We start from the raw sequence: 24,174 nt of genomic DNA, 5'->3' as shown, positions 1-24,174 counted from the left end.
GACCTACCTCGCAGGCAAACTAAGCCAATCCGTGCAGAATGGTTAGCAGTTCATGCTGCGTAGCAACGGTTTTGTCCTTGGCATACCACCCGTGGAGCTTCTCGGCAAACTCCTCGTGCGTGGCACCAGCGGCTTTCATCTCCAAAAACAAATCTTGCGCTAATGCTGGGCGCGGGCCCCAGTTAGTTACCTCCGTGAGTAGGTCGGCGTTTAGCACTACTAATTTGGGAATGGACCGGCTTCCATTGGTCAGGTAGCGGTCCATCAGGTCCAGATTTTCGTCGCGCAGGAGGTAGTAGGTGCGTATGCGGCCGTTGCTGGCTTGGGCTATCTTTTCCAGTACGGGCACAATCTGCGCAGCATCGCCGCACCAGCCTTCCGTAAGGATTACCCACTCGTAGGTTTGGGTGATTTTACCGAGTGCGTCCTGAAGCTCCGGTAGTAGTTGCGCTTTCGCATCAAGGCGCTCCATGCGCTGGATGTTCAGGCGGGCATACGCCGTTAGGGCCTCCGTTTGGGTAGTACCGGTAGTCTTACCTTCGGCCATAAGCTCGTCGATCAGCTGGCGGTAGGAGGCGTAGGAATAAGCACCAGCAAGGTGCTCGGGCGTTAGCACGGGGGGTAAAGAAGTGTTGGGCATGAGTGGTAGCTAAATAGGTAGCAGTCGTATAACAACGAAAAACCCTTTTCGGTGGCCAACGACTCAACCGAAAAGGGTTTCTATTTTTCTAGCAGCTCCCTGCCTACAAGCTAGGCGCATCGGCCGCCTCTGCCTTTGCCGAAAGCTCGCGGCAATAGGTGATGAAGTCGGTATTGATAGGCTCCAAGCCGTTGAGACGCAAGTCGCGCGCTACCTGGGCCCGGTGGTAATTGCCGTGCACGGGTACGTGGGTCAGAATGTCGGACACTTGGCTGGTGTAGCCCTCCCCAATGGAGTTGGTATACGTAATCAGGCGCAGCATTTCGGCATCGTCGGCATCAATACCATACTGGTGAAACCGCTCCGAGGTCTGCTCGTGCCAGTGGTGCAGGGTGGCCAGGTCATGCTCCTGCCACACTTTCACGGGGCTGGGGGTACTGGTCATGCGGCCCAGCCAAATGGCTTGCGCATTGAGTACGTGACTAAACAGCCGCAGGGCGCTACTTGGAATGGTAGCTCCGCCGGCAACTAAGCTGTCGAGGTGGTTGAGCAGGGTTTCGTTGGCCCACACGGTGTAGGCGCCCAACTTTTCAATGGTGTTGATCATAGGAAAAAAGAATATGAGGGAGGACCGGGTGAACTGCCGAGGCGAGCTACCCTTCCTTCTCGTCAAAGAAACAGGTTAGCGGGGGTCTTGCCACACAAGGCGCTCCTCGGTTCGGGTTTTAGCAAAGTCGGCGCAGTTACCGTCGCCGCGGCCAGTTAGGCCACCGTCGGGGTGGCAGAGCACCTTGCCGCTGGCATCGTAAAGGGTTGTAAACTGGTCGCAGCAGGGCGCCGATTCAAAGTACACCGTGTTGCCTTTGTACTGGTAACTCATGATTTGAATAGGCGGGTTTTGCTTTTTCTCCTTGAGATGCTCCTCAATGCGCGCCTGCAACCATTGCGGCCGTTTCTTCTCGTCGAAGTCGGCGGGAGCGGCTTGGGGAGATGGCTCTACCGTGTTGGTACTAGTAGGAAAAGGAGTGGAAACATTGCTGCCGGCCAGTCCCGTTTGGGGTGCGTCGGTGGGCGTAGTTACGGCTACACTGCGCTGGCAAGCAGTGGTGTGCAGCAGCAGGGCTACGACGGGGGCAGCCAGGAGTAAAGGCAGACGCATGGGTAAGGTGGGTAGAGTTTCCCGTCGCCTCGGGGCATAGGGGCGGCAAATATGCACACAAACCCTGGTTACGCAGTCTACCGAGCGGAGTTGGCTCATCGGTATGCATGCCAACAGTAGAAGCTAAAAAAGCGCCCACACGCGCGGCCCAAAAATCAGAAGGCCCACTACCAATGCAGCCAAGGCCATCATCAGCACGGCCCCGGCGGCTACATCCTTGGCTCGCCCCGCCAGTGGGTGATATTCCGGCGACACTAAGTTTACCACGGCTTCAATGGCGGTGTTTACTAGCTCGGCGCACCACACGGCTCCCACGGCCAAAGCTACTGCGGCCCACTCCCACCGAGCCAGCCCGAAATACAGGCCCAGCCCAATGACCACTAACGTGGCCGCGGCATGAAACCAGAGGTGCACTTCGGTGCGCAAGGCTGCCACTACTCCCTGAAACGCGTAGCCAAAGCTGGCCGCCCGTTGGCGCATGAGGGCCGGAAACCGGCGGGGTGGTGGAGGGGTAGGTTCAGCCACGGGCGTGCTGGTCGAATGCGCCGAATACCCGTTGCCGCAACGCGGGCCACTCAGAACGAATGATGCTAAAAATGACCGTGTCGCGCCGGATGCCGCCCTGCGTGAGCCGGTGGCTGCGCAACGTGCCTTCCTCAGTGGCGCCCATCTGCCGCATTGCGTTCTGCGACTTCTGGTTGCGGGCATCCGTTTCCAGTTCTACCCGCTCGCAGCCCAGCTCGTCGAAAGCATACTGCAATAGCAGGTGCTTGGCGGCCCGATTGAGGCCCGTGCGCTGGAAGTCGCGCCCAATCCAGGTGTAGCCAATACTCAGGCGTCCGTCTTCAGCAACCACATTGTAATAGCTCGTACTGCCAGCCACGCGTCCCGTTTGCTTGTGAATGATGACGAACGGGTAGCGCCGCTTCTGCTCCCGGGCGGCCAGGGCCTCTGCCACGTATACCTCTACCCCCGCGCGGTCATCGGCGCGGCTGAGCATGTAGCGCCAGATTTCCGGGTCGGCGGCTGGGTTTTCTAGCTCATCTACGTCGGCGGCAGTGAGAGGACGCAGGAGTGCCCGGTCGTTTTCAAGCTGGATGTCGACAGTGAAATTCATAGTCTGGTAGCCCGTCATAAGTGCGCGTAAAGATGCCCGAAAAACCGGTAGTTGTGTTTCGGACAGCTACTTAATCACCGTACCCCAGCCCTCGGAGCAGCACGGTGTACTCGGCGGCGGAAAGGTGCCCACCGCTGGCCTGCGGGTGGCCGTGGGCAAAATTGCTGGGCGGCGTGGCACCTACTCTGGCAAAAGCGGCGCGCAACAGGTCCGGAATGTGCAGGCTGCCAGCGGCCCGCCCCGAAATGGCCACCATTCCATTGGGTAGGTAGCCCAGGTTGGCGCACAGTACTACCCGGTCGGAGAGGCGCGAAATCCACTGCTGGGCAATCAGCGGATGAATTTGGCAGGGCGAATTGATGGTGACGATGGCAACGGGGGCGGCAGCAGGGCCCTGGGGCGGAAACTTTGGGGGTAGCTTGCGGGCGGCGGCAAGGGCAGCCGCTACCTCGGCGCGGTAGCCAGCCAGCTTTTCATCCTGAGCTAAGCCGCGCGGATTATCGTCGTGGAGAAGGTAGCGCAGCGGTAGCCCCAAATCAAACTCGCCGGCCCGGCGGGCGGCATTGCACATGGCTACCGCTTCCTTCAGCCACTTGGCGGTGTGCTGCTTTTTCACGGCGGCCAGCGGAGCCCACGCTGCCTGGTCGCCCAGGTCTGACAGTACGCCAATGGCCGCCACCCACTGTAAATCGGTGACGTCGGCTTCGGCGGCCAGTAGCTCGTAGGCAAGCCAGGCGGAGCAAGGCACTGGGTTCAGCCCGTACCCCGTAAGCACAGTGCTGCCGGCTGGTGGGTTACCTTCCGGAATGTGGTGGTCGACGTAGAGCACGGGTACTCCGTACTGCTCCAGCGTGCCGTGGGCATGCACGCCTAAGTCGGTTACAATAAGGGCGGCTGGTTGGAGGGCCAGGAGCCGCTCGTGCGCACTCGGCGTAAGAAACGCGTTTTCGCCCTTACCCGACGGCACTACTTCTACCACCCAGCTTGGGTCAATTCGATTCAGCGCCCGTCCAAAGAGGGCGCCCGCCGCTAGTCCATCGGCATCGAAATGGCAAAACACAACGATACGGCCACCGGCTGGCACTTGCTTTAAAAAGGCTCGGAAGGGCGCCTCAAATTGCGGATACGCGGGCATGAAACGGGCAGCCCGCATGGTAGCAGGCTGCCCGTTGTTCGTAAACTAAGCAACAGAGGTTATGTTGACGATAACCAGTACCAATATCCAGGCGCTCTTCCCTTGGTGAGAAGGAAAGCCAGGTACTACTCTTGTTACTTCTTAATCTCGCCAACCATGTCTTCGGGCTTGAGCCACTCGTTGAACTGCTCCTCAGTGAGGTAGCCCAGTTGCAGAGCCGTTTCCTTCAGAGTAGAGCCATTCTTGTGCGCCGTTTGGGCAATTTCGGCGGCTTTGTAGTACCGATGTGGGGATTGAGGGCCGTTACCAGCATCAACGACGAATCTACGTGCTTCTTGATGTTGGCTTCCAGAGGCTCGATACCAGCCGCACACTTATCGTTGAACGACACGCACACGTCGCCGATGAGGCGAGCGGAGTGCAGGAAGTTATAGATCATCAGGGGCTTAAACACGTTTAGCTCGAAGTGGCCGTTCATGCCGCCGATGTTGATGGCTACGTCGTTGCCCATCACCTGCGCCGCTACCATGGTCATGGCCTCCGACTGGGTGGGGTTTACTTTGCCAGGCATAATGCTGGAGCCGGGCTCATTGTCAGGAATGTGCAGCTCGCCGATGCCAGCACGCGGCCCCGAAGCCAGCAGACGAATGTCGTTGGCAATCTTCATCAGGGAGGCCGCTACCGTTTTTAGGGCACCGTGGGCTTCCACAATGGCATCGTGAGCAGCCAGGGCTTCAAACTTGTTTTCGGCCGTGATGAAGGGCAGGCCGGTCAGGTCGGCAATGTGCTTGGCTACATTCTCGGAGTAGCCGGGAGGCGTATTGATGCCCGTGCCAACGGCCGTGCCACCCAGGGCCAGCTCAGAGAGGTGAGCCAGGGTATTCTTGATGGCGCGCAGGCCGTGGTCGAGCTGAGAAACGTAGCCGCTGAACTCCTGCCCTACCGTGAGCGGGGTAGCATCCATGAGGTGGGTACGCCCAATTTTCACGATGTGCATGAACTGCTCCGACTTTGCCTTCAGCGTGTCGCGCAGCTTCTCAATGCCCGGAATGGTGTTTTCCACCAGAATCTTGTAGGCCGCAATGTGCATGGCCGTGGGAAAGGTGTCGTTCGAGCTCTGTGACTTGTTTACGTCGTCGTTGGGAGCCAGGAACTTCTTCTCGTCGGAAAGCTGCCCGCCGTTGAGCACGTGGCCGCGGTAGGCTACTACCTCGTTCACGTTCATGTTGCTCTGGGTACCCGAGCCGGTTTGCCATACCACCAGCGGAAACTCCTTATCGAGCTTGCCTTCCAGGATTTCGTCGCACACACGGCCAATCAGTTCAGCCTTTTCAGCGTCGAGCACACCGGCGTCGCGGTTGGTGAGGGCAGCGGCTTTCTTCAGGTAGGCGAAGGCGCGGATGATTTCCTTGGGCATCTTATTGATGTCCTGGGCAATCTGGAAGTTGTCGATGGAGCGCTGGGTCTGGGCGCCGTAGTAGGCGTCGGCCGGCACCTGCACGGTGCCCATGGTGTCTTTCTCCTGACGGAACTGGGTCATGATCCTTGAGGGTGAGAAGGTGATGAGGTGACAGATACGGCAGTACCCAGTGAGGTAGTCACGGGCCTGAGGTGGGGCAAAAGTACACAACGCCGTACGGCCCCGCACCGCTACCCCAAAATTCTGCCCGAGTTTGGCCCAGCCCCAGGCGGCTCGGCCCCGTATACCCAGGCTCAACCTGTAATCCCACGTGATATGAGCCCCACGAACTCTTTCGACGCCGAATCGGACGCCCTGTCTGTACAACCCGAAAAGCCAACCACCGCGCAGCCTGCCGCTACCACTACTCCTTCCTCCACCGAGGAAACACCCGTACCCGTGGCTGGCAACGGCGCCCCCGACTATAGCCACGTAGAAGTGAAAACCGAACCAGAGCTCCCCCGCGAGGTAGAGCCCGGCGGCAGCGCCACCGAACCCGAAAGCGGTGGCGGCTACAGCGGCTAGCAATATACTACCCTGTAAGGCGTGAGGCGTCTGCTTCTCACCAAGACAGGTCCTACAACACGAAGCCCGGGCTCTTGTAGCAAGAACCCGGGCTTCGTGTTTCCTTTATCGTCAGAAAGAGGGCTGAAAGCGTTCTGGCTACCGCTCCTCTATCTTAAAGGGGACACTGATTTCAACGGTACGGCTGGTGCGGCGGCCGTTTTGAATAGCCGGAAACCATGCGGGGCCTTCCTGCAGCAGCCGGATGGCTTCAGCGTCGCACTCCTCCGAGAGCTTCTTCACCACTTTGATATCCGATACTTTGCCATCGGTGCCCACCACGAAGCGCAGCTTTACGTTGCCTTCCTGCCGGTCTTCAAGGGCTTTCTCAGGGTAGTCGAGGCTGTCGCGCAGGTACTTCTTGAGGCTGGCATACCCACCGGCCGGCATGGCTCCTACCGCCATGGGGGCAGGCGGTGCATCGCGGCGCACTACCACTACCTCACTGAGTTGCTGGGAGTCGGGGGCTAATGCCAGTGCGAGGCTAGTAGGCTCTGCCGGAACGGGCACTGCCTGCGTAGCATACCCCACGGAGCTAACGACTAGATGTTTCGCCATAGCTGGCACAACCAGACTAAACGACCCATCGGCCGCCGTTACGGTGCCCGTAGTAGCGCCCTCAACTAGGATGGTAGCCCCAGCCATTCCTTCTCCCGAGCTTTTATCAGTAATACGCCCTTGCACCAGCTTGGTGCCCGCTACCATCGGGGCCGCAGCCGAAGCTACGGCCGCCATTTTTTGCTTCCCCGCTGCTGGGGTAGCAGCTATGGGCATGGCGGCGGGTGGGATGACGACGGTATACTCTTTGGCTTCAGCAGGCGAGGTAGGATTGGCAGAGTCCATCAGCGCGCTCATCCTCATTATCTCACTACAATTACGTAGTTCTTCTGTATCGATATATTCAGGTTGAGGATCAGAAGCATCTTGCACGGACATCTGCTTGCGAGTCCGGCTCAGGCGCCCGGCGGAGCGCCGCGGGAGCACGAAAGCGTGGGGAGCAGAAGCAGGGCCCGGCGTAACAGCCACAACTGCCGGAATACTGGCCGCTGATTCTGGCAATACCAGTGCGGGAGCAGACGATGGAATAGGAGCCGTTGCAATTGCTTCCCGCTGCTCAGCTACCGGCTGCGAGGCCGTATTTAGTGGAACCAAGCGCAGCAGGGCAAACCACACCACAGCCGCCCCGAGGGTAAGTAAAAGAACGGCGGCGGCCGCTAGCTGCTGCCAGGCCAGCCCCAGGGCTGGCTTAGGCTTCGACTCAGTAGCCAGTTCCTCCACACGGGCCCCGAGACGCTACGCAGGTCGCCCATACTAGCCTCAGTAACGGCAGCGGGCTGCAGCTCCAACCCTTCCAGAATATCGGCGCACCGGGCGCAGTCTAGGGCATGGGCCTCCACGTGGTGCTGCTCAGCGGGTGGGAGCGTCCCGGCCACGTAACGGCGCAGCACTTCCACCGGCAGGTGCCGGCTGGCAGAAGGCATAAGCTCAGAAGTGGGGTTATGGGGACGCATTGGAGGCAGCAGTTGATTGAAGGTGGCGGCGCAGGTTGCGCTTGCCGTTTTGGATGTAGCTTTTTACCGCGTTCAGGTCGAAGCTCGTGAGGTCGGCTATGTCGCGGTAGCTTTTCTTTTCGAGGTAGAACAGCTCCAGGCATTGTCGCTGGCCGGGTGGCAGTTCAGCTAAGGCATGTTCTAGCTGCTGAAGCTGCTGTTCGTGGAGGTCGGCCTCGGCGGGGTCGTCTGTTTCCAGATGCCGAGCCACCACCGATTCCATACCGGCGGCATCCGGAAAGTGAACCACCAGCGCCCCTCCGGCCGCGGGGCCAGCCCGCTGCCGGGCCCGCAACGCCATTAGGCAGTGGTTGCGGGCAGTAGCGTGTAGCCACGGAGCAAAGTTTTCTACCTCGTGCTGACGCAACTTACTCACCAACTGCTCAAACAGTTGCATGACAGCATCCTTGGCATCGTCCTCGTCGCGCAGGTAGCGCCTTGTGATGGCCAGTACTTCCGTCATGTGGCGCTCATAAAGCGCGCCTAAGTCATGCACATCGCCTTGGGCGTGGTAGCGCCGCAGCAGCTCCGCATCGGATAGCTCAGCAGCAGGCGCAGGACGGGAACGACGAAAAAACATGACGGAATGCAGCGCGGGAACCTGTGCAAGCTACGGCTTCAACGGCGGAAAAGCACGTGCTTCAACACGCTCAAACCAGTGCGTCGGCCGCAGTGGTATCCTTGTAAAATATTTTTTTCAGTCGGTGTGGAATTCAGCTTAGCTCAGCATCTGACCAATTACCAAGGTAGCCGGATTCGGCCTGTAAGGCATCTTCTCAGGCTGCGGCGCAGGCAAGCGGTAGTTGCAGCTACTGCTAAGCCTGTGGCTCACCCGGTTGCTCTGGCGTTATCACAAGTTGGCGTGTACTATCTCGTGTGCTTATTCCGTAGTGTTTGACGCAAAACAAAGGCCCCACCGAAAGTCGGTGGGGCCTTTGTGCAGGGAATAGGGGAGCAGGAGAGAGTGATTAGAACGAGTAGTTGATAGAAGCCTTGATGACGCGGTTCTGCGCATCGAAATTGTTGTTCTTGTCTAAGGAGGACAATCCGTAGTCGTAGCCAGCACTAACACCTAGGCCCGACTGAGACTGGTAACCCAAACCGCCCGTTACGGAAAAGTCTACTGGGCGGAATTGCTCTTTGATGTCGAAGTCTTGGTTGAAAGCGGAGAAGCCAAGGGCACTAGCATTCACGCGGGCCTTACCAGCTAGCAGTACGGAGGCCTGGGGCCCGGCGTAGAGGTAGAACCCATCCGTAAGGTAGGCCTTTGCTACCAGCGGAATGTCGAGGTAAGCCATGCGTGCCGTGGCCTTCACTCTGGCGTTTAAGAAGTCGAACTGCTCTAGCGGAATACGGCCCGTGAGCACGGTACCCTTCTCGGAGTAGAGCACGCCGGGTTCAATGGCAAAGCGAGGCCCCAGAGGCAAAGTAGCGTACAGACCAGCATGGAAACCGGGCTTCATTTCCTTGGTTACGGCACCATTGGTATATCCGGCCAGGTCCATTACGCTGTTCACGGCGTCACCCGACCAGTCAGAAACGTTAAGACCTGCCCGAACTCCAATTTTCGCCCCGCCAGCAGCCGAGGATGAGGAGTAGGAAGTAGATGAACGAACAGGGCGAGCCTGCGCTTTGCCCGTGTAGGCAGGTACACGGTGGGGCTGAATTTGAGCTTGGGCAGAAAAGCTGGAAACAACGAGAGCAGCAGCGGCCAGAAGGCCAGCTATGCGAAAGGATTTCATATTGGAAAGGCGAAAAGGCAGAGAGAAAAAGAGCAAAACCAGCCGCCGCGTTGCGCACCGGCGAATCAGCTGGCCTCTGACCCTCACGATAAAAAAACCGTGCCAAAGCCTGTGTTCCTACCATCTCCTCATACTCGTTATCCCTATCTATGCAACGAGCTTTATTATAAGTGATTCTCAAAAAACATCAATTCCACCCACATAATTATCATAATAAAAAGTGTTGACTTTACCGAGTTACTTCTGCGGCCCTACAGTATAAAACAGCACCAAAAGCGCTGCTGGTGTTAGCTACATTCGTTATTCTATCTTCTAAGGTCGCCCCTACTGGCCGGTCAATTTTAGGGCACTCGTCCGCACCGAAACCTACTTCCTTCGTTTGGCGGTATTGGAAAATTACTGCTTTTGCCGTTGGCGTTAGCTCTCTATTTCGCGCCCAATTCTCTGGGCTATTTCTTTCACATCTGGGGGCTTCCTACTCGTGCTTTTCTTATCCCGACTGCTGCCTTTGGGGCTGCTGGCCGGCGGCTTGTTACTGCCGCTTGTACCCAAATATACCTTTCGAGTTGCCTGCCAAGCCATTATAGCACTGCCCGAAAGTGTACTCTCTTACCTGACACCGATGTCAAAAACGAATCTACACGGCTCCCTCCCCACCACCGGGACATAGATGAGAATACTGCTGCAACAGCGGACTAGCTATATGCCGCGGTGGGAGCGGCCGGGATGGGCTGAGCATGAGTTGAAGCTGCTCAAGTCAGCGTACTTGCTATAAACTTCAAATGCCCACGCTCCAGAGTACGGAACGTGGGCATTTGAGCTAGATAAATACGTGGTTGGTCGGTCCTACACTAGTTTGCCGTACAGGTCGAAATCGGAAGCTTCCGTAATCTGCACCTGCGCGAAGTCACCGAGGCGCACAAACGTGTCTTTAGTGGCTGGCACCAGCACTTCGTTGTCTACTTCCGGCGAGTCAAACTGAGTACGGCCCACAAAGTAGCCGCTTTCCTTCCGATCAAAGAGCACCTTGTGAATCTGGCCTACTCGCTCCTCGTTCAACTCCATTGAAATACCCTGTTGCAACTCCATAATCTGGTCGGCGCGGTCCTGCTTTACATCGGCGGGCACATTGTCTTCCAGTGTGAAGGAATGCGTGTTGTCTTCGTGCGAGTAATTGAAGATGCCCAAACGGTCGAAGCGGGTGTCCTCCACGAACCGGTAGAGTTCCTCAAAATCTTGCTGAGTCTCGCCAGGATGGCCAGCAATCAGCGTGGTGCGCAAAGCAATATCGGGTACCCGCTGGCGGATAGTATCTACCAGCTCAATGGTGCGGCGCTTGGAAATACCGCGACGCATAGTTTTCAGCATGTTATCTGAAATATGCTGCAACGGCATATCCAAGTACTTGCAGATATTGGCGCGCTCGTTCATCACATCCAGCGCATCCATGGGAAACTGCGAAGGATACGCGTACTGCAACCGAATCCAGTCGATGCCGGGCACGTCGGACAAGTAACGCATCAGGTCGGCCAGCTTCCGCTCGCCATAGTGTTGCAAGCCGTAGTACGTCAGGTCCTGAGCAATGAGAATCAGCTCCTTCGTACCCATGGAGCCAGACGTTTCGCCTCCCTCACTAAGTCTTCAATAGGCCGGTCGACGTGCTTGCCACGCATGAGCGGAATAGCGCAGAAGGAGCAAGGGCGGTTGCACCCTTCCGCAATCTTAAAGTAAGCATAGTGCGAAGGTGTCGTTAGCAAACGCTCCCCCACCAGTTCGTGCTTATAGTCGGCCTCCAGCTTCTTCATTAACTGAGGCAGCTCCAGGGTGCCGAAGTAAGCATCGACCTGCGGAATCTCCTGCTCCAGGTCGTCCTTGTAGCGCTGGGAAAGGCAGCCCGTCACGTACAATTTCTCCAAGCGGCCCGCCTCTTTTTCATCGGCGTAGCGCAGGATGGTATCAATGCTTTCCTGCTTGGCGTTATCAATGAAGCCGCACGTGTTGATAATGACGATGTTGGCGTCGCTTTGCTCGGCTTCGTGCGTCACCTGAAACTGGTTGGCGCGGAGCTGCCCCATCAACACCTCCGAATCGACGATGTTTTTGGAACAGCCCAGGGTGATGACGTTGACTTTATTAGCCTGTTGGCTTCTTACTTTCATGCTGGATTGGGTAGGCAGGCGGCCGGACAATTTCTTAGAAGTGAGAAACTTGCCCGCTACGGCCTGCGACGAAAATCGGACCGCAAAGGTACGAATCCGGCAACACCTTTTCCTAGGGTGAATGTTCCTTTTACCACTAAGCCCCCTGCCACGTGCCCCATTAGCAACAAGAGCAGCTAGCTTCCTCATCACCATCTATTACTAGGCGGCTCATACACAAATGCCCCGCCGGAGTAATCCAGCAGGGCATTTATTGTTCTGTATACGTTACAGCTTACTTCTTGAACAGGGAGTTTACGAACGTGTGCCGATCAAATAGCTGTAAATCGGTCATTTTCTCCCCTACCCCGATGTAGCGCACCGGTACCTGAAGCTGGTCTGAGATGCCGATAACCACCCCACCCTTGGCCGTGCCGTCGAGCTTGGTAATGGCCAGCGCCGATACTTCGGTGGCTTTGGTAAACTCCTTGGCCTGTAGGAAAGCATTCTGCCCAGTACTACCGTCGAGCACCAGCAACACCTCGTGGGGCGCATCGGGAATCACCTTCTGCATCACCCGCTTGATCTTGCTCAACTCATTCATTAGGTTCACTTTGTTGTGCAAACGGCCGGCCGTGTCAATAATTACTACATCGGCTTGCATTTCCACTCCCTTCCGCACGGCATCGTAAGCCACGGAGGCGGGGTCAGTGTTCATCCCGTGCGAAATGACTGGTACGCCTACCCGCTGGCCCCAAATGATCAGCTGGTCAACTGCGGCAGCACGGAATGTATCGGCGGCCCCCAGCACTACTTTCTTGCCCGCCGAATGGAAACGGTGGGCTAGCTTACCAATGGTTGTGGTTTTGCCCACGCCGTTTACGCCCACCACCATTATCACAAAGGGTTGACCGGTGTTATCCGCTCGGTCGAGGATGGCGCGGGAGCCAGTGGCACCGCTGTTACGGTCTAGCAGGTCGGCTATTTCTTCGCGCAAGATGCGGTCCAGTTCCGAGGTGCTCACGTACTTGTCGCGAGCTACCCGCTTCTCAATGCGGTCAATAACCTTCACCGTGGTATCAATGCCCACATCGGCGTGCACTAGCAAGGTTTCTAAGTCATCAAGCACGGCTTCGTCTACCGTGCTTTTGCCTACTACGGCCTTGCTGAGCTGATCAAAGAAGCTGGTTTTGGTTTTCTGCAGGCCTTCATCAAGGGCCTGCTGTTGCTCCTTGCTTTCCTTGTCCTTCTTGAAAAAATCGAAAAGTCCCATGCGGTGAGGATGTTGCGCGCAGCTCCAGCCTAGCGCGTCAATGCTGAGGTTGAACGGCTTGTGGCTGAGCGCTGGAGCGCTAGCCGTTCACCGGGGCACGCACCAGGTATGTCGTGCTAGATACAACGCAAAAAAGTCCCACGCTGGCGGGACTTCTTCACTTCAATTCGGTTGCCACAAAGGCCAGAGATTACTTAACGCCAGTGGCGATGTACTCCTGCACTTTATCAACGGGCACCATCTCTTCCTTGAAGGTGTAAGCGCCAGTTTTCTCCGATTTCACGGCACGGATGACTTTCGCCCAGTCCTTGCCGGTAGCGGTTTTCAGGGTTGCTACTACTTTCTTAGCCATTGCTCAGATTACTTGATTTCCTTGTGAACAGTCATCTTCTTGAGCACGGGGTTGAACTTCTTCAGCTCGATGCGCTCAGGAGTGTTCTTACGGTTCTTGGTGGTGATGTAGCGCGAGGTGCCCGGCTGCCCCGAGTTCTTATGCTCAGTGCATTCAAGGATTACCTGCACCCGGTTGCCTTTTTTAGCCATCTCGACGGGGGTTTGGGATTAAGGACTGCAAAGGTACAATGCTTTTGGGAATTGTCAAACAGTTAATGGACTGTTATTTAGTATTCCCCTAATCTAACACCCAGCAAAAGTTCTTTTGACGACCCTACAAGCTACTATGCACTCTGCGTAACGACTCAAATAAAAATTTGCGGGTGGTGTATTTAACGCAAATCGGGCAGCTTAAAGTTGTCTAAGACACTGGTTTTAGCCATCATAGCTTCTACCTCTGCCACCGTACGCGGCGCCTCGCGCGACAGATTCTCGTAGCCGTTTGCCGTTATTAGTATATCATCCTCAATACGCACGCCAATATTCCACCACTTCTTGTCGCAGGGGCTGCCCTCCGGAATGTAGATGCCAGGCTCCACCGTAATAACGTTGCCAGCCGTGAGCGCACCATTGCTACCCCGGTCGTGCACGTCGAGGCCCAGGTAGTGGCTGGTACCGTGGGGAAAATAGCGGCGGGCTTCATCACTCTTCGTGATGATGCCGAGTTTGATAAGGCCTTGGGCCACTACCTGCTGCGCAGCGGCGTTAGGTGCCTGAAACTCGGCGCCGGGTTTGCAGGCCGCAAAACCGGCCTCTTGGGCGGCTAACACCAGCTCGTAAATCTGGCGTTGAGCGGGGCTAAACTTGCCGGAGGGCGGTATAGTGCGGGTGACATCGGCAGTGTAGCCGTGGTATTCGGCCCCGCAATCCATGAGCAGCAGGTCATTTTTTACCTGGGGCTTGTCGTTTTGCGTATAGTGCAGAATGCAGCCATTGTTGCCAGCGCCTACAATGCTGGGGTAGCCTTCAAATTCGGCGCCGTACTTCTTGTATATGTACTCGTGCAAGCCCTGCACTTCCATCTCTCCCATGTCGGGCCGCAGGTGTTTCATCACTTCCTGCTGCCCCACGGCACTGATGCGAACAGCCCGCCGTAGTAGGGCAAGCTCTTCCGTAGTTTTCACCTCGCGCAATCGGTCCAGCGTTTCATCCAAAAGCGCCGTATCAAACCGGCTGCTGGGCTTGTCGGCAATAGCCTTTTTCCGCTGGGCTTCCGTTTTGGCAGCAAGGTAAGCTTGCACGTACGGGTCTTGTACGACGGCACTACCCATACCCGTAAGGTAAGCTTGCAGCCGATCTGCCCCCGCAAGGCCGTACTGCTGAATAAGCTTGTAGGCTTGGGCAAGGCTTGGATCGAAGTTCGACGGAATAGCAGCCTGCTCCCGGAACGCGGCTACTAAATCGTAGAGATCAGCGGGGTCTTGGGCGTCGTTGCGAACGTCGGTTGGTAGAGGCAGGAAGTGAACCTGGCTAAAGCCTGCCCATTTGATACCCGACTTCAGGAAGTTCTTGTTCTCGGCCACGTACTGGAGCTGCAATTGCTGTTGCACACCTTCTTTGCCCAACCGACGCCCCGTCCACTGCTCGGCTTTGGGGTCACGTGGCTGCACAAACAGGGCTTCCGTTACACCCGCCTGCCCATTGATGGACTGGGGCTCCTTGAACAGCACTAGCACGGCCTCCGGCTCTTCATACCCCGTCAGATAGTAAAAGTCGGGGTGCTGGTGGTAAGTGAAGTCTACATCGTTGGCCCGGTTGCGGACGGGGGCGGCGAATAGCACGGCCACGGAACCAGGGGACAGAGCTTGGCGCACCAGCTCACGACGCTGCTTATGAAAGGCTGGGGCCAAGAAATCAGCGGGGCGGTCGGGGCCAGCGGCGCGCGGGGCTTGCGCTGAAGCGGACATCCCTGTCCCCAGCAAACTAGTGAATAGCAGGGCGGGCAGGAGTTGCCGGCAGGCAAGAGTTGGAAGCAGTTGAAGCATAACAGGACAAAGACCGCGCGCAGCCGGCAGCGTTGCGCCAGTAGTTACTTATCAACCACAGAGTACAACGCGAGTACCCGCGTACCAGGACTGGTAAACGCACGTAGCGCGAAGCTTCCGCTCTGCACATCGCCCAAGTTTTCCGAGTAGAAAACCTGCTTGATGCGCTAAGCGGAAGCTTCGCGCTACATTTTTACAGCTTGTCTAAAAGCTAGTAAACGATGAAGCCCTGCTCCTTAGCCTTCTTCAGGACCGACATGATGCCGTTCTTGTTGATGGTGCGGATAGTGCTGGCAGCAACTTTCAGCGTAACCCAAGCATCCTCTTCGGGGATGTAGAAACGCTTCTTCTGCAGGTTCGGGTAGAACTTGCGCTTGGTCTTGTTATTGGCGTGCGACACGTTGTTGCCTACGCGGGTACGCTTGCCGGTCAGATCACAAACTCGGGCCATGGTATCAGGAGCTTAAGGTTTCAATGCTGGAAAAAGGGACGCAAATATCCGAAGTATTTCGATAGAAGCAAACCGAACGGCTGAAAAATAGCGGGTTAGCCCTGTTCCGGCTCGTCAGGCAACTTCTTTTTATGTTGGCCACTGCGCCAGGGGCAGTGCCGACAGCCACTACCGCAGCAAGAGCCTCGCCGCAGATGATACTGTTCCGTAAATACCATGAACCCTTCGGGAGTGAAGTAATAGTCACCGGGTTGGAGGGGTTGCGGGGTGGGGCGCGGCACGGTAGCAAGACAAATGAAGCAGCAAGGTACGAAGGAGGTGCCGCCCGGACCAGTTGAAAACTTGTTTGGGCATTCCATTGTATCTTCCTAGAAGGGCGACTATTTGCAGGCGCCAGCCATTTTGCTTACTGCTATGCGCTACTCCTTACCCCTTTTATTGGCTGCCACGCTATCGGGCGCGGCCCTGGCCCCACAGTCGCAATCCTCAGCGGCGCTGTCGGCCTTGGTATTACAACTAGCCCAACCGCGGGAGGCGCTGCCTGATCTACCCGTGAAAGAGGCCCGCCGTACCCTCAGCCAAGCTCGGCAGCGCTACCAGCGGGGGCTACCCGCCGGCACCAACCTTTACCTCACGGCCCGCGTGCTTAACGAAGTAGCAGCCCCCGAACCAGTGCTGGTGGCAGTGGATACGTGGCAGGGCAACCATATCAGCGGCCGAATTGTGCGCACCACCGCCGATGGCCGGGCCACCACCGCTACCGACCCCGTAGATTTCGATGAGCCTGCTGTGCTAGACTGGCTGGTGCTCCGCCCCGATGGCGCGGAAGAGGGTAACTACCTTGGCAAGTTTCTGGAGTTAGAAGACCGTTTGGCTTCCCTAGAAGACTAGGCCCTGCCCTAGCTTCTGGCAATTACTCCTTATTCTTTTCCTTCTTCACTACCTCTTTCAAGTCTTTGAGCGAACCAGAGCTGTTGAAGTTCATAGTCATATCCTTGGGATTGTGCTCACCGGCGGCAATAGTAGCTGAGCCAGTAAGAGTGTAAGGCGTCTTGGCTGCTTTAAATAACCCCTTGAAGGCCACTTTGGGCATGGCTTTCGGCTCGAAGTGCACGTGAATAGGCATCAGTTCAGCTCCTCGTTTGCGGAAAGTCACATCCTTGGTTTCCACGCCTTTCACTTCCATATCATCACTGACGCGGAAGGTGTAGGAAACTCGCCGTACCGTAACCGGAAAGGGGTTGTAGTTGATTACCCGCAGGCTCACAATGGCTTCCCCATTTTTCAGACCTAGGTCCTTCACATCTACGTCGGCCACTTCAATCTTGGGTAGTTTCGGGATGTAGACGCGCTTGGTAACGCGCACCGGAATTTTCTGTGGCCCGGCTACCGGCAAACGGGTGTAGAGGTTCATCACCATTTCTACATCCACGCAATCCTGCTGGCTTGTGCGCACCTTACGCTTCAGGTTGTCTAGCTGCACCGAAACGGGTAGGGTCAGGTGCGATACGGAGTCGCCTTGCAAGACGGTTGGGCGGTCTTTGGCTCCCTTGGTTAGCAACTCGCCATCAACTCGGGTTACGTAGCTCAGGCTATCAATGCGAAGGGTAACGGGCATCTGGTTGCGCAAGTCTACCTTCATCTGGGCCTTTAAGGTGCTAGATGTGATGTTGTTGACGTTGAGTGAGGCGTTTTCTAGAGTTGGCAGCAGCTCTTTGCCTTTGTCGGTTCTGAAGTACAGGAAGGCAGCTCCTGCGAGTAGCAGGGCTAAGGCCAGCAAGAGGAAGGTTACGACCGGATGCCGGCCGTAAAAAGATTGAGAAGCCATAAACACGTAGGAGGAAGCTGAGCACTAGCGCGAGGCAGGAAGCTCGACACTACAACACATTGTTTCACAATAATTTATAAACACGTACGAGCTATACCCTTCCCCTTGTTATTGTCGAGTTAGCAATTCGTGGTGGCTTACCTTACCCTAGCGTTTTTGCGTAGTTTTGAACTCCACCCAGTATTCCACCTTTTCCTTCCCTGTATCATGCAGCCCACTTCCCCTACCGCTCAGCACAGCCGCAGCCAGGAGCTAATGGCTTTAGAAGACCAGTATGGCGCTCATAACTACCACCCCCTGCCCGTGGTGCTGAGCCGCGGCGAAGGTGTGCATCTTTGGGACGTGGATGGCAAGCATTACTACGATTTTCTCTCGGCTTACTCGGCTGTAAACCAGGGCCACTGCCACCCCCGTATCATTGGGGCCCTTACCGAGCAAGCCCAGAAACTCACGCTCACCAGTCGTGCCTTTTTCAACGACCAACTGGGAGCAGCAGAAAAGCAATTGTGTGAGTTGTTTAACTACGATAAGGCGCTGCTAATGAACTCCGGGGCCGAGGCCGTAGAGACAGCGCTGAAGCTGGCGCGCAAGTGGGGCTATCAAGAGAAAGGCATTGCCCCAAACCAGGCGCTGATCCTCGTGGCCGAGCACAATTTTCACGGCCGCACCACGGGCATCATCTCCTTCTCCACCGACCCCGACTCTACCGGTGGATTCGGCCCGTATAACCCTGGCTACCAGGTAGTACCCTACAACGACCTGGAGGCGCTGGAAGAAGCCTTGAAAGACCCGCATGTATGCGGCTTCCTAGTAGAGCCATTCAGGGGGAAGCCGGCGTGATGGTGCCCGCCGATGGCTACTTGGCCAAGGCCGCCGCCTTGTGCAAAGACCACAAAGTGCTCTTTATAGCCGATGAGATTCAAACCGGGCTGGGCCGCACCGGCGAACTGCTGGCGGTGTGCTACGAGGGGGTGCACGCCGACATTCTTATCCTGGGCAAAGCCTTAAGCGGGGGAGTACTGCCCGTATCGGCCGTGCTAGCCCGCAACGAAATCATGCTGACTATTCAGCCGGGCCAGCATGGGTCTACCTTCGGCGGCAACCCGCTGGCCAGCGTAGTACTGCGCGCCGCCCTAGACGTGTTGCTAGATGAGAAGCTGACGGCCAACGCTCGGGTTTTAGGCGAGGTATTCCGGGAGCGGATGCGCCGCGTGCAGGCCAAGCGCCCAGAGGTAGTAGAAGAGGTGCGGGGCAAGGGCTTACTCAATGCCGTTGTAATTAAGCCCCACGTTGATGGCCGCACCGCCTGGGACGTGTGCGTGAGCTTGATGGAGCGTGGCGTGCTAGCCAAGCCAACTCACGGCGACATCATTCGCTTTGCGCCGCCGCTGGTCATCACCGAAGAGCAGTTGCATGAGGTGTGCGACGTGATTGAGGAAGTAATTATGGCCTTTTAGGCGCTGAAACAGTGCTTTTACTTACCAAACGAGCGGACTTCCCTACCTTGGGCAGCCCGCTCATTTTTTACCCATGACGATGATGTTTCGGAAGTACTACCTAGCCCTCTGCGTTGTAGCCCTGGCCAGTTGTCGGAGTGAGCGAGTAGCCTTCCAGTTTAGCCAACCTCGCACTGCTACGGCCGCTACTACAGTTACCGAACCCACACCAGTCACTAGTCCAGTAAAGCCACTCCAGATAGAAGAAGCTCCCGCTACCAGCCCGGTGGCAAGTAGTGCACGTGCGGGGGCGCGCCCGGCGGCCCGGCACCTAGCGGCATTTCATCCAAGAAAGCATAACACCACGGCGGCTCATCGGAGCGTTCGTCCTACGGTAGTTACGCCTCCACCTCGGCAGTTTAGCCGCCCGCGGAAGGCGCTGCTGGAAAACGAAGGTGCCTTTGTGCTAGGGGCGCTGCTAGTGGTGGCGGGCATCACGGCGGGCGTGGTGCTGGGCGGTTGGTTGGGCTTTGGCGTAGGAGCCTGGTTGTACTCTTTGGGTACTACTTCCTGGGGGTTGGCATCGGTGGCAAGCACGCGTGGCTTGAGGTATTCCAGGAGTTCTTCAACATGTAAACACGGCCCTTCAGAGGCAGTAGGGTGCGCATCTGCTTAGGTTTTGGAGCCGCTAACCGACGAAACAGCTCGACTGACAGCGCGGGCTGCTGGGTTGACCGAGTTAGGCAGCGGCGGGTCCTGAGGGACTATACTTTTGTATCATCACCTCTACCTCAATCCCAATCGTTATGCGTGCTCGTCGTCTGCTTCTATTTTGCGGTGTAGTATCGATGCTGGCTAGCTGCCAGACCACCCGCTCGGTGTTGGCTCCGCGGCCGTTTCAGTCGGTACTGTCTATGGGCAGCCACGACACCAGCGCTACGACTGTGGTACTGATGCACGATTCGCAGGGGCCCCAGGGTACCCGGGTAGTGATGAGTACAGCCGAAGCAGCCAGCTTCAGCTACCACCAATAGCAAGCCACTCCCCTACATACAGAAGGCCGTTTAGTTTTTACCTCGCTCCGGATTTTCACACACCGCCGTACGCCGGGTTGCTCCTCTTACACGGGGCAATCCGGCGTACGTGTTTGCAGTGCTTGCTAACTGCCAATTACTTGGCTACGATTACGGAGCGTACTCAATAGCAATTTCCGCAACCTTACCTTTGCCTTGGTTGTTCTACCCCGTCTTACCAATCGAAAGCAGCTTATGCCTACTGTCCCTACGCACCGCCCGCGCCGCAACCGCAAGTCTCAGGTTATCCGCGACATGGTGCAGGAAACGCGCATTACCACGCACGATTTCATTTACCCTATTTTTCTCATCGAAGGCCAGAACCAGCAACTGGAAATTCACTCGATGCCGGGTATTCACCGTTTCACTCCCGACCGAATTATTGATGAAATTGGGCGTTGCGTGGAGTTGGGCATCAACAGCTTCGCGCCATTTCCAGCCATCAATGATGCGCTGAAGGACCGCTTAGCCAAGGAGTCGGCCAACCCGGAGGGCCTCTACCTCAAGACGGTAGCCGAAATCAAGCGCCAGTTTCCCGACGTGGTGCTCATGACTGACGTGGCCATGGACCCCTACTCCTCCGACGGGCACGACGGAATTGTAGACGCTGAGTCGGGCGAGATTCTTAATGATGCTTCTTTGGAAGTGCTGGGTCAGATGGCATTGGCACAAGCTCGCGCGGGGGCCGACATCATTGGGCCTTCGGATATGATGGACGGGCGCGTAGCCTGGATTCGTGACGTTCTCGACAGCAACGGCTTTTCCAACGTGAGCATCATGAGCTACACGGCCAAGTACGCCTCGGCTTTCTACGGTCCCTTCCGCGACGCACTCGACTCGGCACCTAAGCGCGGCGACAAGAAAACCTACCAGATGAACTACGCCAACCGGCGGGAGGCCCTGCGTGAGCTAGCTCTTGATGAGGCCGAAGGTGCGGATATGGTTATGATCAAGCCAGCCCTGAGCTACCTTGATATCATTCGGGAAGTGCGCGACAACACCCAGTTGCCCGTAACGGCCTACAATATTTCCGGTGAGTATGCTATGGTGAAAGCCGCCGCCCAAAACGGTTGGATCGACGGCGAAAAGGCCATGATGGAAGTGCTTACCAGCATTAAGCGGGCGGGCGCCGATGCTATCCTAACTTACTTTGCCAAAGAAGCCGCCGAGGTGTTGCGCCGCGGGTAGTACCTGAAAATCACCCGAGCTTTTCACCTGCTGAGTAGGAACGCGCTTCGGCGCGTTCTTTTTTTGCTACCCTTTCACCCTTCCCGTGTTTGCCATGCCGACCTTACTCCGCCTTGCCACTGCCGCTGATATCCCCGCCATTCTAAGCATTGTGCACCGCGTGGTGCCACTGATGCAAGCCAGTGGCAACCACCAGTGGACGACGGACTACCCCAACGAGGAAGTTTTCCGGCGCGACATTGCCCAAGGTCATTTGTGGGTGGCTGAGTTAGATGGCCGGGTGGCTGCCCTTGGCGCCCTCACGCACAACGACCAGGACCCTGAATACGCGCAGGCCGACTGGGATGCCACGGAGCCGGCACTAGTTACCCACCGCCTGGCGGTAGACCCAAGCGCCCAGGGCCACGGCCTAGCAGCCGCCCTGCTACAGCAAGCCGAGGTGCTAGCGGCGGAGCAAGGGCTAAGAATGCTACGCGTTGACACGAACTCAGAAAATGCGGCTACTCAGCGGCTATTTCCCAAGTTAGGTTACCGTTTCGCCGGCGAAATCACCCTGGCTTTTCGTCCGGGTCTGCGTTTCTTCTGCTACGAAAAGCAGCTGGGGTAACTACCAGTAGAAACGGCCAATGCTCCCGAGAGCTGGTATGAAAGCACCCAGGGTAGGCATGCGTCTAGCCTACCTAAAACCCTGGCCCAACCAGCACCGCTGAAAAGTCCTTTGTCACGCTCTTTTGGTGGCAACTTCCAGCCTAGCTCCAGAGTACAACCCCGCAAACTTGCCTTTCTTGCGGCTATGCTCTTCTACACAGTCATGAAGCCTCTGGTGCAGGTAGCTCTGCGCGTATTTTTCCGCCAACTGGAGGTGCGCCACCGTGGGCGGCTGCACATGCCGGGCCCCCTGCTCATCACCAGCAACCACCCCAACACGCTGATGGACCCTTTGGTGACGGCCATTAATCGGCGCCAGCCCATTGCGTTTCTAGCCAAGAGCACCTTTTTCAAAAATCCGATTTTGCGCGCAATTATGGAGTCGGGCAACTCCATTCCGATCTACCGGCGGCAGGACCTTGACACTGGGGCCGAGACCCTGACGCCCGCCCAGCTTGAAGCGCAGAATGAGAAAGCTTTTGGCCGCTGCTACGACTACTTTGACCGGAAGGGCACCATCATGATTTTCCCCGAGGCACGAGCGTGAGCGAGCGACGCCTACGCCCCCTGAAAACCGGTGCCGCCCGTATTGCCCTAGGCGCAGAGGCTCGGCATAACTTCCAGTTGGGCCTGCATATTCTCCCGCTCGGTATCAACTACTTCGATCCGCAACGCTTCCGCTCCGATGTGCTGCTGAACTTGGCAGAGCCCATTCGGGTGGCCGAGTACGCTGCGGCGTACCAGCAAAGTCCTGAAGCGGCGGCCGATGCCCTGACCGAAGAAATTCAGCGCCGCATGGAGTCCCGCCTGGTCATCACCCGCACCGATGAGGAGGATGAGCTGGTGACGCAGGTAGAGCGCACCTTTGGGCAGCACCTCATTCAGGACGACGAAGAAACCCTGTACGACAACTTCCAGCTGAGCCGTACCCTGTTGCAGGCCGTACAGTATTTTGAACTGCATGATGCGGGTCGCTTGAGCGCCATTCAGGAAAAGCTGCGCGCCTACCAGCAGGAGCTACACCGCCTGCGCCTAACCGACGAAGCGCTGGAAACCCCGCCCGCCGGGGGCTCGCGTACCCGGCGCGGAGTGGTGGCGGCCCTCAAGCTAGTGCTGGGAGCCCCGCTGTACGCCTACGGAGCCATCAATAACTACCTGCCTTACATTGTACCCTCCGTAGTAGCTAAGCGCGCCACCGACGACATGGCCTTTGTGGCCCCAGTAATGCTAGTAACAGGCATGCTCACGTTTACACTGGGCTACGCTCTGCAAACCTATCTGGTGCACCACTTCATTACCCACGACTGGCGCTGGACTACGTTGTATTTCATCAGCCTGCCGCTGTCGGGTTTCTATGCGCTGAGCTACTGGAGCAACCTAGCCCAGCGCTTGCGCCGCCTACGGGTGCTACGTTTGTTTCGGCGCGAGCGGCCGGTGCTGGAAAGCGTATTACGCCAGCGCACTGAGCTTATCCGTTTGTTGCGCGAGGCAAGAGCAGCTTACCTCGCTACTCATCCGCTCCCAAGCTAATTACCGCAACTTCTCATACCTCACCAGCTTTGCTTCGCACCCGCACCTAGCGTTAGGATATCCGTCAGCTTCAAGGCGTGGTTGGTGAGCGCACTGACTAAATGCAGGTCATTGGTACTCAGCTCAGAATACAGCGCCGTGCGGGCGGGCATAGCGCCTAGCTTGCCCGCTGGCTGGGTATGCGTGAGCCGGACGCCGGCCAAGGCTCCAATTCGGACGGCGGGTGACCACCAATAGTAACCGGGACGGTAGCGGCCAGCCGTATTGTTGGTAAGAAAGTACTGCCGCCCCGTGGTGTAGCTCAGCAGGCCTCCTACCGCTATGGGGCTTAACTGCCACTGGGAACGGCCTAGCGTGGGCGCAAAAGGTATGTAAGTGGTTTTTAGAGTAATAATAGCTGCGGCACGCCCAGCTAAGCGGCGCGGCAGGTAGCCCACCAGCACCTCGGGCTCTACCCGCTGATGGTTAAGGCGGTAGCCCCCGCCCACGGCTACTAGGCCTACCCCACCGGCAAAATGCAGCGTCAGGAAAAACGGTCCGGAACGTGGCATCTCGGTTGTTTGTGCCTGCACAGTTCCGCCCAGGGCCAGCAGCAGGGCAACTCCTACGTTATGCTTGCGGGCCATACTGCACGGTTTCGAGCCGGAACTGGCGCTTGCCCCACAGCGTGATGATGTGGTAGCGGTGCTTGGCGAGGCTGTAGGTAGTAAGGTAGGTAATGCCGTCGTGGTAGGGCTGGCCAGCCGTGAAGCGGTGCACATGGGCGCTTAGGTGCAGCGCCAGCCGCGGCCCGTACTGACGAACGGCCGCCGTGTACGGAGCTACCAGCGTGGAGTCGAAGTCCTCGTCCATGGGAGGCACATGG

At 57.2% G+C, this 24,174-nt stretch carries 26 protein-coding genes and 4 pseudogenes; 8 read left to right on the top strand and 22 right to left on the bottom strand.

The features are described from left to right. Positions 1 to 19: 19 nt before the first annotated feature. The 7 genes and pseudogenes from VI25_RS13205 to fumC all read right to left on the bottom strand — a co-directional run bounded on the left by VI25_RS13205 (position 20) and on the right by fumC (position 5,591). On the bottom strand, positions 20 to 640 hold the full coding sequence (locus VI25_RS13205; RefSeq protein WP_045689241.1) for a thioredoxin family protein: 621 nt from the start codon (positions 638 to 640) through the stop codon (positions 20 to 22). Positions 641 to 743: 103 nt separating this feature from the next. Next, a complete protein-coding gene (locus VI25_RS13200; RefSeq protein WP_045689240.1) occupies positions 744 to 1,247 on the bottom strand; it encodes a DinB family protein in 504 nt (167 codons plus the stop codon). Positions 1,248 to 1,322: 75 nt separating this feature from the next. Continuing rightward, positions 1,323 to 1,799 carry a DUF6970 domain-containing protein gene (locus VI25_RS26930; protein ID WP_052695330.1) on the bottom strand — a complete coding sequence of 159 codons (477 nt, stop codon included), beginning with the start codon at positions 1,797 to 1,799 and terminating at the stop codon, positions 1,323 to 1,325. Positions 1,800 to 1,922: 123 nt separating this feature from the next. Further along, positions 1,923 to 2,324, bottom strand: a complete 402-nt coding sequence (locus VI25_RS13190; protein WP_236705050.1) for a diacylglycerol kinase family protein — start codon at positions 2,322 to 2,324, stop codon at positions 1,923 to 1,925. Next, positions 2,317 to 2,916, bottom strand: a complete 600-nt coding sequence (locus VI25_RS13185; RefSeq protein ID WP_045689257.1) for a GNAT family N-acetyltransferase — start codon at positions 2,914 to 2,916, stop codon at positions 2,317 to 2,319. Before VI25_RS13185 ends, VI25_RS13190 begins: the two co-directional genes overlap by 8 nt. A gap of 70 nt (positions 2,917 to 2,986) precedes the next feature. Beyond that, complete coding sequence (locus VI25_RS13180) at positions 2,987 to 4,069, bottom strand: DHH family phosphoesterase (RefSeq protein WP_052695328.1); 1,083 nt, start codon at positions 4,067 to 4,069, stop codon at positions 2,987 to 2,989. Positions 4,070 to 4,185: 116 nt separating this feature from the next. Beyond that, a pseudogene (gene fumC, locus VI25_RS13175) lies at positions 4,186 to 5,591 on the bottom strand (class II fumarate hydratase). A 195-nt stretch (positions 5,592 to 5,786) separates the two neighbouring features. On the opposite strand from fumC, the gene VI25_RS24725 reads away from it, so the two are divergent. Next, complete coding sequence (locus tag VI25_RS24725) at positions 5,787 to 6,035, top strand: hypothetical protein (RefSeq protein WP_143437043.1); 249 nt, start codon at positions 5,787 to 5,789, stop codon at positions 6,033 to 6,035. A 138-nt stretch (positions 6,036 to 6,173) separates the two neighbouring features. On the opposite strand, the gene VI25_RS13165 is transcribed toward VI25_RS24725, so the two are convergent. From VI25_RS13165 to VI25_RS23440, 11 genes and pseudogenes are all read right to left on the bottom strand, one after another. Beyond that, entirely contained in the window at positions 6,174 to 7,352 is a 1,179-nt protein-coding gene (locus VI25_RS13165; protein WP_152981613.1) for a TonB family protein, read from the bottom strand. After that, entirely contained in the window at positions 7,289 to 7,585 is a 297-nt protein-coding gene (locus VI25_RS13160; protein ID WP_152981612.1) for a zf-HC2 domain-containing protein, read from the bottom strand. Before VI25_RS13160 ends, VI25_RS13165 begins: the two co-directional genes overlap by 64 nt. Next, positions 7,572 to 8,204, bottom strand: coding sequence for an RNA polymerase sigma factor (locus tag VI25_RS13155; RefSeq protein WP_045689235.1), 633 nt, complete (start codon positions 8,202 to 8,204; stop codon positions 7,572 to 7,574). The genes VI25_RS13160 and VI25_RS13155 overlap by 14 nt, the downstream gene beginning before the upstream one ends. A 388-nt stretch (positions 8,205 to 8,592) precedes the next feature. Continuing rightward, positions 8,593 to 9,366, bottom strand: a complete 774-nt coding sequence (locus VI25_RS13150) for a porin family protein (RefSeq protein WP_045689234.1) — start codon at positions 9,364 to 9,366, stop codon at positions 8,593 to 8,595. Positions 9,367 to 10,212: 846 nt separating this feature from the next. Further along, positions 10,213 to 11,525, bottom strand: a pseudogene (gene rimO / locus VI25_RS13145) (30S ribosomal protein S12 methylthiotransferase RimO). Positions 11,526 to 11,799: 274 nt separating this feature from the next. Beyond that, positions 11,800 to 12,777: a signal recognition particle-docking protein FtsY gene (gene ftsY, locus VI25_RS13140; protein ID WP_045689233.1), complete on the bottom strand. Its 978-nt coding sequence runs from the start codon at positions 12,775 to 12,777 to the stop codon at positions 11,800 to 11,802. Positions 12,778 to 12,967: 190 nt separating this feature from the next. Then, a complete protein-coding gene (locus VI25_RS23445) occupies positions 12,968 to 13,129 on the bottom strand; it encodes a DUF4295 domain-containing protein (RefSeq protein ID WP_072144823.1) in 162 nt (53 codons plus the stop codon). 8 nt (positions 13,130 to 13,137) lie between these two features. Beyond that, positions 13,138 to 13,320 (bottom strand): 50S ribosomal protein L33, encoded by a 183-nt coding sequence (gene rpmG, locus VI25_RS13135; protein ID WP_045689232.1) that lies wholly within the window; start codon positions 13,318 to 13,320, stop codon positions 13,138 to 13,140. A 182-nt stretch (positions 13,321 to 13,502) separates the two neighbouring features. Then, entirely contained in the window at positions 13,503 to 15,155 is a 1,653-nt protein-coding gene (locus VI25_RS13130) for an aminopeptidase P family protein (protein ID WP_236705049.1), read from the bottom strand. A 211-nt stretch (positions 15,156 to 15,366) separates the two neighbouring features. Continuing rightward, positions 15,367 to 15,606, bottom strand: coding sequence for a 50S ribosomal protein L28 (gene rpmB / locus VI25_RS13125; RefSeq protein WP_045689230.1), 240 nt, complete (start codon positions 15,604 to 15,606; stop codon positions 15,367 to 15,369). Between the two features lie 95 nt (positions 15,607 to 15,701). Then, complete coding sequence (locus VI25_RS23440; RefSeq protein ID WP_161806942.1) at positions 15,702 to 15,965, bottom strand: DUF5522 domain-containing protein; 264 nt, start codon at positions 15,963 to 15,965, stop codon at positions 15,702 to 15,704. Between the two features lie 55 nt (positions 15,966 to 16,020). Here VI25_RS23440 and VI25_RS13120 point away from each other — a divergent pair, with 55 nt between their 5' ends. Then, positions 16,021 to 16,497, top strand: a complete 477-nt coding sequence (locus VI25_RS13120) for a hypothetical protein (protein ID WP_152981611.1) — start codon at positions 16,021 to 16,023, stop codon at positions 16,495 to 16,497. Positions 16,498 to 16,519: 22 nt separating this feature from the next. Here the strand turns inward: VI25_RS13120 and VI25_RS13115 are convergent, their stop codons facing one another. Beyond that, the gene (locus VI25_RS13115; protein WP_045689228.1) at positions 16,520 to 17,434 is read right to left on the bottom strand and encodes an LEA type 2 family protein; all 915 of its coding nucleotides are present in this window, start codon (positions 17,432 to 17,434) and stop codon (positions 16,520 to 16,522) included. A 207-nt stretch (positions 17,435 to 17,641) separates the two neighbouring features. Between VI25_RS13115 and rocD the strand changes: the two are divergent. After that, a pseudogene (gene rocD / locus VI25_RS13110) lies at positions 17,642 to 18,891 on the top strand (ornithine--oxo-acid transaminase). A 351-nt stretch (positions 18,892 to 19,242) separates the two neighbouring features. Here the strand turns inward: rocD and VI25_RS13105 are convergent. Then, a complete protein-coding gene (locus tag VI25_RS13105) occupies positions 19,243 to 19,467 on the bottom strand; it encodes a hypothetical protein (protein WP_055562563.1) in 225 nt (74 codons plus the stop codon). 209 nt (positions 19,468 to 19,676) lie between these two features. On the opposite strand from VI25_RS13105, the gene VI25_RS13100 reads away from it, so the two are divergent. The 5 genes from VI25_RS13100 (at position 19,677) to VI25_RS13080 (ending at position 23,309) form a co-directional block, all read left to right on the top strand. After that, the gene (locus VI25_RS13100) at positions 19,677 to 19,904 is read left to right on the top strand and encodes a hypothetical protein (RefSeq protein WP_143437039.1); all 228 of its coding nucleotides are present in this window, start codon (positions 19,677 to 19,679) and stop codon (positions 19,902 to 19,904) included. A 234-nt stretch (positions 19,905 to 20,138) separates the two neighbouring features. Next, entirely contained in the window at positions 20,139 to 21,131 is a 993-nt protein-coding gene (gene hemB / locus VI25_RS13095; protein WP_045689225.1) for a porphobilinogen synthase, read from the top strand. Positions 21,132 to 21,225: 94 nt separating this feature from the next. After that, the gene (locus VI25_RS13090) at positions 21,226 to 21,738 is read left to right on the top strand and encodes a GNAT family N-acetyltransferase (RefSeq protein ID WP_045689255.1); all 513 of its coding nucleotides are present in this window, start codon (positions 21,226 to 21,228) and stop codon (positions 21,736 to 21,738) included. Between the two features lie 186 nt (positions 21,739 to 21,924). After that, positions 21,925 to 22,326, top strand: coding sequence for a 1-acyl-sn-glycerol-3-phosphate acyltransferase (locus VI25_RS13085; protein ID WP_045689224.1), 402 nt, complete (start codon positions 21,925 to 21,927; stop codon positions 22,324 to 22,326). After that, positions 22,323 to 23,309 (top strand): hypothetical protein, encoded by a 987-nt coding sequence (locus tag VI25_RS13080; protein ID WP_045689223.1) that lies wholly within the window; start codon positions 22,323 to 22,325, stop codon positions 23,307 to 23,309. The genes VI25_RS13085 and VI25_RS13080 overlap by 4 nt, the downstream gene beginning before the upstream one ends. Positions 23,310 to 23,329: 20 nt before the next feature. Here VI25_RS13080 and VI25_RS13075 read toward each other — a convergent pair whose 3' ends face one another. Both VI25_RS13075 and VI25_RS25195 read right to left on the bottom strand, forming a co-directional pair. After that, positions 23,330 to 23,935, bottom strand: a complete 606-nt coding sequence (locus VI25_RS13075; protein ID WP_045689222.1) for a hypothetical protein — start codon at positions 23,933 to 23,935, stop codon at positions 23,330 to 23,332. Beyond that, positions 23,919 to 24,174, bottom strand: a pseudogene (locus VI25_RS25195) (metallophosphoesterase); the annotation flags it as partial. The gene VI25_RS13075 and the pseudogene VI25_RS25195, both read right to left, overlap by 17 nt.

This window comes from Hymenobacter sp. AT01-02, from assembly GCF_000961955.2.
GTDB classification, from domain to species: Bacteria; Bacteroidota; Bacteroidia; order Cytophagales; family Hymenobacteraceae; genus Hymenobacter; species Hymenobacter mucosus.
The sequence above is the reverse complement of the archived record's forward strand: the minus strand, read 5'-3'. Positions and strand labels throughout refer to the sequence as shown.

What these genes read in the sequence shown, in the direction of transcription:
- VI25_RS13205 (WP_045689241.1), bottom strand. Translation starts at nt 640, where the DNA reads ATGCCCAACACTTCTTTACCCCCCGTGCTAACGCCCGAGCACCTTGCT.
- VI25_RS13200 (WP_045689240.1), bottom strand. Translation starts at nt 1,247, where the DNA reads ATGATCAACACCATTGAAAAGTTGGGCGCCTACACCGTGTGGGCCAAC.
- VI25_RS26930 (WP_052695330.1), bottom strand. Translation starts at nt 1,799, where the DNA reads ATGCGTCTGCCTTTACTCCTGGCTGCCCCCGTCGTAGCCCTGCTGCTG.
- VI25_RS13185 (WP_045689257.1), bottom strand. Translation starts at nt 2,916, where the DNA reads ATGAATTTCACTGTCGACATCCAGCTTGAAAACGACCGGGCACTCCTG.
- VI25_RS13180 (WP_052695328.1), bottom strand. Translation starts at nt 4,069, where the DNA reads ATGCGGGCTGCCCGTTTCATGCCCGCGTATCCGCAATTTGAGGCGCCC.
- VI25_RS24725 (WP_143437043.1), top strand. Translation starts at nt 5,787, where the DNA reads ATGAGCCCCACGAACTCTTTCGACGCCGAATCGGACGCCCTGTCTGTA.
- VI25_RS13160 (WP_152981612.1), bottom strand. Translation starts at nt 7,585, where the DNA reads ATGCGTCCCCATAACCCCACTTCTGAGCTTATGCCTTCTGCCAGCCGG.
- VI25_RS13155 (WP_045689235.1), bottom strand. Translation starts at nt 8,204, where the DNA reads ATGTTTTTTCGTCGTTCCCGTCCTGCGCCTGCTGCTGAGCTATCCGAT.
- VI25_RS13150 (WP_045689234.1), bottom strand. Translation starts at nt 9,366, where the DNA reads ATGAAATCCTTTCGCATAGCTGGCCTTCTGGCCGCTGCTGCTCTCGTT.
- ftsY (WP_045689233.1), bottom strand. Translation starts at nt 12,777, where the DNA reads ATGGGACTTTTCGATTTTTTCAAGAAGGACAAGGAAAGCAAGGAGCAA.
- VI25_RS23445 (WP_072144823.1), bottom strand. Translation starts at nt 13,129, where the DNA reads ATGGCTAAGAAAGTAGTAGCAACCCTGAAAACCGCTACCGGCAAGGAC.
- rpmG (WP_045689232.1), bottom strand. Translation starts at nt 13,320, where the DNA reads ATGGCTAAAAAAGGCAACCGGGTGCAGGTAATCCTTGAATGCACTGAG.
- VI25_RS13130 (WP_236705049.1), bottom strand. Translation starts at nt 15,155, where the DNA reads ATGCTTCAACTGCTTCCAACTCTTGCCTGCCGGCAACTCCTGCCCGCC.
- rpmB (WP_045689230.1), bottom strand. Translation starts at nt 15,606, where the DNA reads ATGGCCCGAGTTTGTGATCTGACCGGCAAGCGTACCCGCGTAGGCAAC.
- VI25_RS23440 (WP_161806942.1), bottom strand. Translation starts at nt 15,965, where the DNA reads ATGGAATGCCCAAACAAGTTTTCAACTGGTCCGGGCGGCACCTCCTTC.
- VI25_RS13120 (WP_152981611.1), top strand. Translation starts at nt 16,021, where the DNA reads ATGCGCTACTCCTTACCCCTTTTATTGGCTGCCACGCTATCGGGCGCG.
- VI25_RS13115 (WP_045689228.1), bottom strand. Translation starts at nt 17,434, where the DNA reads ATGGCTTCTCAATCTTTTTACGGCCGGCATCCGGTCGTAACCTTCCTC.
- VI25_RS13100 (WP_143437039.1), top strand. Translation starts at nt 19,677, where the DNA reads ATGCGTGCTCGTCGTCTGCTTCTATTTTGCGGTGTAGTATCGATGCTG.
- hemB (WP_045689225.1), top strand. Translation starts at nt 20,139, where the DNA reads ATGCCTACTGTCCCTACGCACCGCCCGCGCCGCAACCGCAAGTCTCAG.
- VI25_RS13090 (WP_045689255.1), top strand. Translation starts at nt 21,226, where the DNA reads ATGCCGACCTTACTCCGCCTTGCCACTGCCGCTGATATCCCCGCCATT.
- VI25_RS13085 (WP_045689224.1), top strand. Translation starts at nt 21,925, where the DNA reads ATGCTCTTCTACACAGTCATGAAGCCTCTGGTGCAGGTAGCTCTGCGC.
- VI25_RS13075 (WP_045689222.1), bottom strand. Translation starts at nt 23,935, where the DNA reads ATGGCCCGCAAGCATAACGTAGGAGTTGCCCTGCTGCTGGCCCTGGGC.